Source organism: Methylobacterium sp. CCH5-D2 (assembly GCF_001556475.1).
GTDB classification, from domain to species: Bacteria; Pseudomonadota; Alphaproteobacteria; order Rhizobiales; family Beijerinckiaceae; genus Methylobacterium; species Methylobacterium hispanicum.
In genome coordinates, this window is the sequence record NZ_LSIX01000278.1 from 1 (window position 1) to 6337 (window position 6337).

A 6337-nucleotide genomic window follows, 5' to 3' on the forward strand; every position below is an offset into this window, starting at 1 on the left:
GGGGAGGGTGGCCCCCGAAGGGGGTCGGTCGGGACGAAGTCCCGCAGAGAGGGGACCCCAGTTTCCGGCACGGGGGCGGCCCGCATGAAGGGCACCGCCCAATCCTGCACCGTCGCTCCCCTCTCCCGACCCGGCCTGACGGCCGGCCCACCCTTCCCCGCAGAGGGGGGAGCTTCGTGCTTTGCCGTGTTGAGCCCCGTACACGAGAACACCTGACCCGGAGGATACGATGAGCGGCACGCTTGGCGGTAAAACCCTGTTCATCACCGGCGCCTCGCGCGGCATCGGCCTCGCCATCGGCCTGCGGGCCGCGTGCGACGGCGCGAACGTGGCGATCGCCGCCAAGACGGCCGAGCCGCACCCGAAGCTGGAGGGCACGATCTACAGCGCCGCCGACGCCATCGAGCGGGCCGGCGGCCGGGCGCTCCCGCTCGTCGTGGACGTGCGCGACGAGGAGGCGGTGCAGGGCGCCCTCGAGCGGACGGCGCAGCATTTCGGCGGCCTCGACATCGTGGTCAACAATGCCAGCGCGATCTCGCTGACCCCGACGCCGCAGACGGAGATGAAGCGCTTCGACCTGATGCACCAGATCAACACGCGCGGGACCTACATGGTCTCGAAATACGCGATCGCCCATCTGGAGAAGTCCGAGAACCCCCACATCCTGATGCTGTCGCCGCCCCTCGACATGGCGGAGCAGTGGTTTGCCCCCCACCTCGCCTACACGATGGCGAAGTTCGGCATGTCGCTCTGCGTGCTCGGCCTCGCGGGCGAGCTGCGCCGGAAAGGCATCGCGGTGAACGCGCTCTGGCCGCGCACCACCATCGCGACCGCCGCGATCGAGAACCTGCTCGGCGGCGAGGCGATCATGCGGGCGAGCCGCACGCCCGAGATCATGGCGGACGCCGCCCACGCCTTGTTCCTGAAGGACGCGCGGGCGCATACCGGGCAGTTCCTGATCGACGACACCTTCCTGGCGGGCGAGGGCGTCACGGACTTTTCAAAATACCGCGTCACACCCGGGATACCCCTTGCGCCGGACTTCTTCGTGCCGGATGCGAGCCCACCCCCTCCCGGCGCGCTCGACTGAGCCGCCCGACCCCTGAGCCCCGCGTGATCTTCATCCACCAGCCGGTCACCGGTACCGGCCAGACGCAGCTCGAGCGCCGCGCCCTCGAACTCCAGGACCCCATCCCCGACGACACGGTCTGGCTCGATCTCGTCCGCCCGAGCCGCGAGGAGGAGCTGAAGGTCGAGGGGTTCTCCGGGATCGAGGTTCCGACCCGCGAGGAGATGAAGGACATCGAGCCCTCCGAACTGCTCTACGTGGAGGACGGGGCGCGCTACATGACGGGCCGCGTGCTCTCGAAGGTGAGCGATTCCGACGAGCCGGGGCTTGCCGGCATCACCTTCGTGCTGCGCGGCAACCGGCTCGTCACCGTGCGCTACGAGGAGCCGCAGGCCTTCCGGATGTACACGCAGCGCGCCGGCCGGGCGACCGGCAACGGGCCGACGAGCGTGGTCTCGGGCGAGTCGATCCTGGCCGGGCTGATCGAGGCGGTGATCGACCGGGCGGCGGACGTGCTCCAGCTCCAGGGCGAGCGCATCGACCGGCTCTCCCGCAAGATCTTCGAGGAGCAGGATGACCCCTCCGCCCGCAACACGGCCCTGCAGGAGACCCTGCGGGCGCTCGGGCGCCACAACGACCTGATCTCGAAGCAGCGCGAGAGCCTCGTCTCGATGGAGCGCATCCTGCTCTCGCTGTCGGCGACCTACCGCACCAACAAGGCGCCCCGGGAACTCCGCGAGGACGTGCGCTCGACCCTGCGCGACCTGCAGTCGCTCGAGGAGCACGCCACCTTCCTGTCGACCAAGATCAACTTCCTGCTCGACGCCACCCTCGGACTCGTGAACCTCGAGCAGAACAACATCATCAAGCTGTTCTCGGTCATGGCGGTGGTGTTCATGCCCCCGACCCTGATCGCCTCGATCTACGGCATGAACTTCAAGACGATGCCGGAGCTCGACCTGCCCTTCGGCTACCCGATGGCGGTGGTGATGATGATCGTGGCTGCCGTCCTGCCCTACGCCTTCTTCCGCTGGAAGCGCTGGCTCTAGGCCGATGTGCGGGCGCTTCTTCATCGCGCAGGCGCCGGAGGTGTTCGCCGAGGCCTACGGCTACCCGGAGCGCCCGAATTTCCCGGCCCGCTACAACGTGGCGCCGACCCAGCCCGTGCCGGTGGTGCTGCACGAGAACGGCGGGCGCCACTTCCGGCTGGTGCGCTGGGGGTTCTGGCCGGGCTGGCTGAAGGACCCGAAGGGCTTCCCGCTCGTCATCAACGCCCGGGTCGAGACCGTGCTGGAGAAGGCGACCTTCCGCGGCGCGATCCGGCATCGGCGGTGCGTCTTCCTGGCCGACGGCTTCTACGAGTGGCGCCGTGAGGGCACGGGCCGCGCGGCCACCAAGACGCCCTTCCTGATCCGCCGGGCCGACGGGGCGCCGATGGCCTTGGCCGGCCTCTGGGAGGCCTGGATGGGCGCCGACGGCTCCGAGATCGACACCGCCGCCATCGTCACCACGGGCGCGAACGGCACGCTCGCGGCGATCCACGACCGGATGCCGGCGATCCTGGCGCCCGATCAGGTGGAAGGCTGGCTCGACGCGCGCACGACCGACGCGGGCGGCGCCGCCGCGCTCTGCCGCCCCTGCCCGGACGCGTGGCTGCGGATGGACCCGGTGAGTCCGCGGGTCAACGACGCGCGCAACGACGATGCCGGACTGATCGAGCCCGTGGCGCGGCCGCGGGCGGGGACGCCCGAGCCCGGCGGGCCCTCCGCTTCGAGGCCGCGCTCCTCCGACGAGGACGGGCAGGGGAGCCTGTTCTGAGAGCGGATCACGGTCGCCGGTGGGGCGTCAGCCCTGCCAGAACGGCTTGATCATCTCGGCGCGCAGGCGGAACGGGTCGAGGCCGGCCTCGCGGACCTGATCCGGGTGCAGTGCGGCGAGCGCCCGCCGGGCGCGGATGCGGCCGAGCCAGAGGCGCAGCAGCCCGGCGCGGGCGGATTCCGCGCGCTCGGGACGGGTTCGCGCGCAGGACGGGGACAGGGACGTGACGGCCATGGCCGATACTCCGTTCGGGGGTCAGGGCAGTCCGGCCGGGATTGCGCGGGCAGGATTGATCCGATACGCATATCGGATCAATCGAAACATTGACCTCGGAGCAATTATGGGGGCGGCCGATTTCCGGGACGTGGCCGACGCCGTGGCGGCGGAGATCGCCGCGGGCGCCCTCAGACCCGGCGACCGCCTGCCGCCGCAGCGGGACTTCGCCTACCGGCGCGGCATCGCGGTCTCCACGGCGAGCCGCGTCTACGCGGAACTCGCCCGGCGCGGCCTGGTGACGGGCGAGGTCGGGCGCGGCACCTACGTGCGCTCCGACCTGAACGGCCCGGGACCGATCCAGCCGGAGCCGCCGCCCGCCGCGATCGATCTCCAGCGCACGCATTCCCGTCTGCCCGAGCAGGAGGCAATGCTGGTCGAGACCTTGGCGGCGTTGGCACGCGCGGGCGCGGCTGAGGCGGCCTTGACGCATTTCGGCCCGGCCGGCACGCCCGTCGCCCGCCGGATCGCTGCCGCCTTCCTGGCGCGGGACGGCTACGCGCCGGACCCGGAGGGCCTGCTCTTCACCGGCAACGGGCGGCAGGCGCTGGCCGCCGCGCTCGCCGCGCTGGCGCCGCCCGGCGAGCGCATCGGCTGCGAGCCGCTGACCTACCCGGTCGCGAAGGGCATCGCCGCCCGCCTCGGCATCGCGCTGGTGCCGTTGGCGATGGATTCGGAGGGCGTGCGGCCCGAGTCGATCCTGCAGGTGCACCGCGCAACGCCGCTCTCCGGACTCTACCTGCAGCCGACGCTGCAGAACCCGCTCGGCGCCACCATGGGGCCGGGCCGGCGCGCCGAGATCGCCGCGGTGCTGGCCCGGACCGGGCTCACGGCGATCGAGGACACGGTCTACGGCTTTCTCTCCGACGCCCGGCCGATCGCGGGGCTCGCGCCCGCCCGCACGATCCTGATCGACAGCCTCTCGAAGCGGGTGATGCCGGGGCTGACGATCGGGCTCGTCGCGAGCCCGCCCGACCTCGTGGACCGGCTCGCGGCCTCGGTCCGGCAGGGGGGCTGGTCTGCCATGGGCCTGCCGCTCGCCGCGGGCGTGCGGTGGATGGGCGACGGATCGGCCGCGCGCCTCGTCGCGGCCAAGCGGGCGGACGCGGCGGCGCGGCAGGTGATCGCCCGCGCGAGCCTCGCGGGCCTCGCGGTCGCCGGAGATGCATCGGCCTACCATCTCTGGCTGGAACTGCCCGAGACGTGGCGGGCCGAGGCCTTCGCGGCGGCTGCGCTCCGCCGCGGCATCGCGCTGATCCCGGCCGCGTCCTTCGCGGTCAATCCGGGGCATGCCCCGAACGCGGTGCGGCTCGCCCTGGCGGTCCCGCCGCGCGAGGCCCTGGCGCGCGCCCTCGACGACCTGCGCCGCCTCGCGCTCGCCGGGGACGACCACGCGGTCGAATAGAGTTCGGTACTGGATCCGGGGTCGCGAGAGGTTGGCGGGATCAGGATCGCAAGAGCATTTTTTGTCCAGCCGGAGAAGTCCGGAGGAATTGACATGAAATCGGCGGCGAACCGAATGAATCCGCGTCCGGATCTCGGTATTTGCTCGTCGTCTGTCCAGTAGGTCTTAAGATGTCATTAAGTCCGGATCGGCCAGAAACATCCGGTACGAACCGGAATCCACGCTCATGCCGCGCCTGTCAAACATCAAGATCCTGCCCAAGCTCGCCAGCGTCATCGTTCTCATCGGCGTGATCGTGGGAGGATGCGTCTGGTACGCGCAGTCGCGCATGAGCCAGATCGACGACGCCTACAGCCTGTTCATCGTTCGCGAGGCCAAGGCGGTGGCCACCTCGCGCCGGGTCAACCGGTACGTGTTCGAGCTCAACTACTGGGTCTACCGCGTCATCGCCGAGACCGACGCGGCGCAAATGCAGGCCGCCAACCGGGGCTTCGATGCGGCCCTGCCCGCGCTGAAGACCGCTCTCGCCGAACTCCCCGAGCAGGCGCCGACCTTCGCCCGGCGGGTCGCCGAGCAGACGGGCCGCATCGAGCGGTTCGTGACGGAGGTGAGCGAGGTGCGCCGCCTCGGCACCCTCAACCGGAACGCCGAGGCGCTCGATCTCGTGCACGGCGCCATCGATCCGACCTTCTCCGCCCTGGTGCAGGAAGGTGCCAAGCTGACCGACGACATCGCGACATACATGGAGAACGGCTCGAACGGCCTGACCGATCAGACCAACGCCACCCGCCTGACCCTGATGATGTTCAGCGCGCTCGGCATGGTGATCGGTCTCCTCGCCGCGGCTCTGGTGGCGATGAACGGAATCACGCGCCCGCTCGGCAACCTGGTCTCCGTGCTCCAGCGGATGGCGCGAGGCGAGACCGAGGCGGAGATCCGCGAGGCCGCGCGCGGGGACGAGATCGGCGCGGTGGGCCGGGCGGTCGAGGGGATCAAGGCGATGGTGGCGCGCAAGGCCGCCGAGGAGGCCGAGGTCAGGCAGCGCGCCGACGAGGTCGCGGCGGCCGAGCGCCGCCGCACGATGATCGAGCTGGCCGACGGCTTCGAGCGCGCGGTCGGCGGCATCGTCGGCACCGTTTCCTCCTCCGCGACCGAGCTGCAGGCCACCGCCCAGCAGATGACGGCGACCGCGGCCGAGACGGCCTCGCAGTCCACCACCGTCGCGGCCGCGGCCGAGGAGGCCGCCTCGAACGTCGGCACGGTGGCGGCGGCGGCCGAGGAACTCGGCGCCTCGGTGCAGGAGATCGGCCGCCAGGTGCGGGGCTCGGCGGATCTCGCCCAGGGCGCCGTCGGCGAGGCCGACCAGACCGCCGCCCTCGTCCAGGCGCTGCGGGCGACCTCGGCCCGGATCGGCGACATGGTCGGCCTGATCTCCAACATTGCCTCGCAGACGAACCTCCTGGCGCTCAACGCGACCATCGAGGCGGCGCGCGCCGGCGAGGCCGGCCGCGGCTTCGCGGTGGTGGCCGCCGAGGTGAAGGCGCTGGCCTCCCAGACGGCCAGGGCGACCGACGAGATCGCCGGCCAGATCGGCGAGATCCAGGGCGTGACGGATCGGGCGGTCTCGGCCATCGGCGCGATCACCGGGCGCATCCGCGAGATCAGCGGTGTCGCCGCGAGCATCGCGGCGGCTGTCGAGCAGCAGGGGGCGGCGACGCAGGAGATCGTGCGCAACGTGGCCCAGGCCGCGGCCGGCACGGGCGAGGTCACGC

Annotated in this window: 6 protein-coding genes; 5 read left to right on the top strand and 1 reads right to left on the bottom strand. The window is 71.5% G+C overall.

Features of this window, described 5'->3' with window-relative positions; genetic code table 11:
• Positions 1–229: 229 nt before the first annotated feature.
• Genes AX737_RS07530 through AX737_RS07540 form a run of 3 tightly spaced genes read left to right on the top strand, consistent with a single transcriptional unit; the run spans position 230 to position 2887 of the window.
• Positions 230–1090, top strand: a complete 861-nt coding sequence (locus tag AX737_RS07530) for an NAD(P)-dependent oxidoreductase (RefSeq protein WP_066920291.1) — start codon at positions 230–232, stop codon at positions 1088–1090.
• Between the two features lie 23 nt (positions 1091–1113).
• The gene (locus tag AX737_RS07535) at positions 1114–2118 is read left to right on the top strand and encodes a magnesium transporter CorA family protein (RefSeq protein ID WP_066920293.1); all 1005 of its coding nucleotides are present in this window, start codon (positions 1114–1116) and stop codon (positions 2116–2118) included.
• Positions 2119–2122: 4 nt separating this feature from the next.
• Positions 2123–2887 (top strand): SOS response-associated peptidase, encoded by a 765-nt coding sequence (locus AX737_RS07540; protein ID WP_066920294.1) that lies wholly within the window; start codon positions 2123–2125, stop codon positions 2885–2887.
• Positions 2888–2914: 27 nt separating this feature from the next.
• On the opposite strand, the gene AX737_RS07545 is transcribed toward AX737_RS07540, so the two are convergent.
• Positions 2915–3121: a translation initiation factor IF-2 gene (locus AX737_RS07545; RefSeq protein ID WP_066920296.1), complete on the bottom strand. Its 207-nt coding sequence runs from the start codon at positions 3119–3121 to the stop codon at positions 2915–2917.
• Positions 3122–3227: 106 nt separating this feature from the next.
• Here AX737_RS07545 and AX737_RS07550 point away from each other — a divergent pair, with 106 nt between their 5' ends.
• Both AX737_RS07550 and AX737_RS07555 read left to right on the top strand, forming a co-directional pair.
• Positions 3228–4565, top strand: coding sequence for a PLP-dependent aminotransferase family protein (locus AX737_RS07550; protein WP_066920298.1), 1338 nt, complete (start codon positions 3228–3230; stop codon positions 4563–4565).
• 226 nt (positions 4566–4791) lie between these two features.
• The coding region (locus AX737_RS07555) for a HAMP domain-containing methyl-accepting chemotaxis protein (protein ID WP_066920300.1) at positions 4792–6337 on the top strand (1546 nt) is incomplete at its 3' end.

Coding starts and splice junctions, on each gene's coding strand:
- AX737_RS07530 (WP_066920291.1), top strand. CDS start 230: ATGAGCGGCACGCTTGGCGGTAAAACCCTGTTCATCACCGGCGCCTCG.
- AX737_RS07545 (WP_066920296.1), bottom strand. CDS start 3,121: ATGGCCGTCACGTCCCTGTCCCCGTCCTGCGCGCGAACCCGTCCCGAG.
- AX737_RS07550 (WP_066920298.1), top strand. CDS start 3,228: ATGGGGGCGGCCGATTTCCGGGACGTGGCCGACGCCGTGGCGGCGGAG.
- AX737_RS07540 (WP_066920294.1), top strand. CDS start 2,123: ATGTGCGGGCGCTTCTTCATCGCGCAGGCGCCGGAGGTGTTCGCCGAG.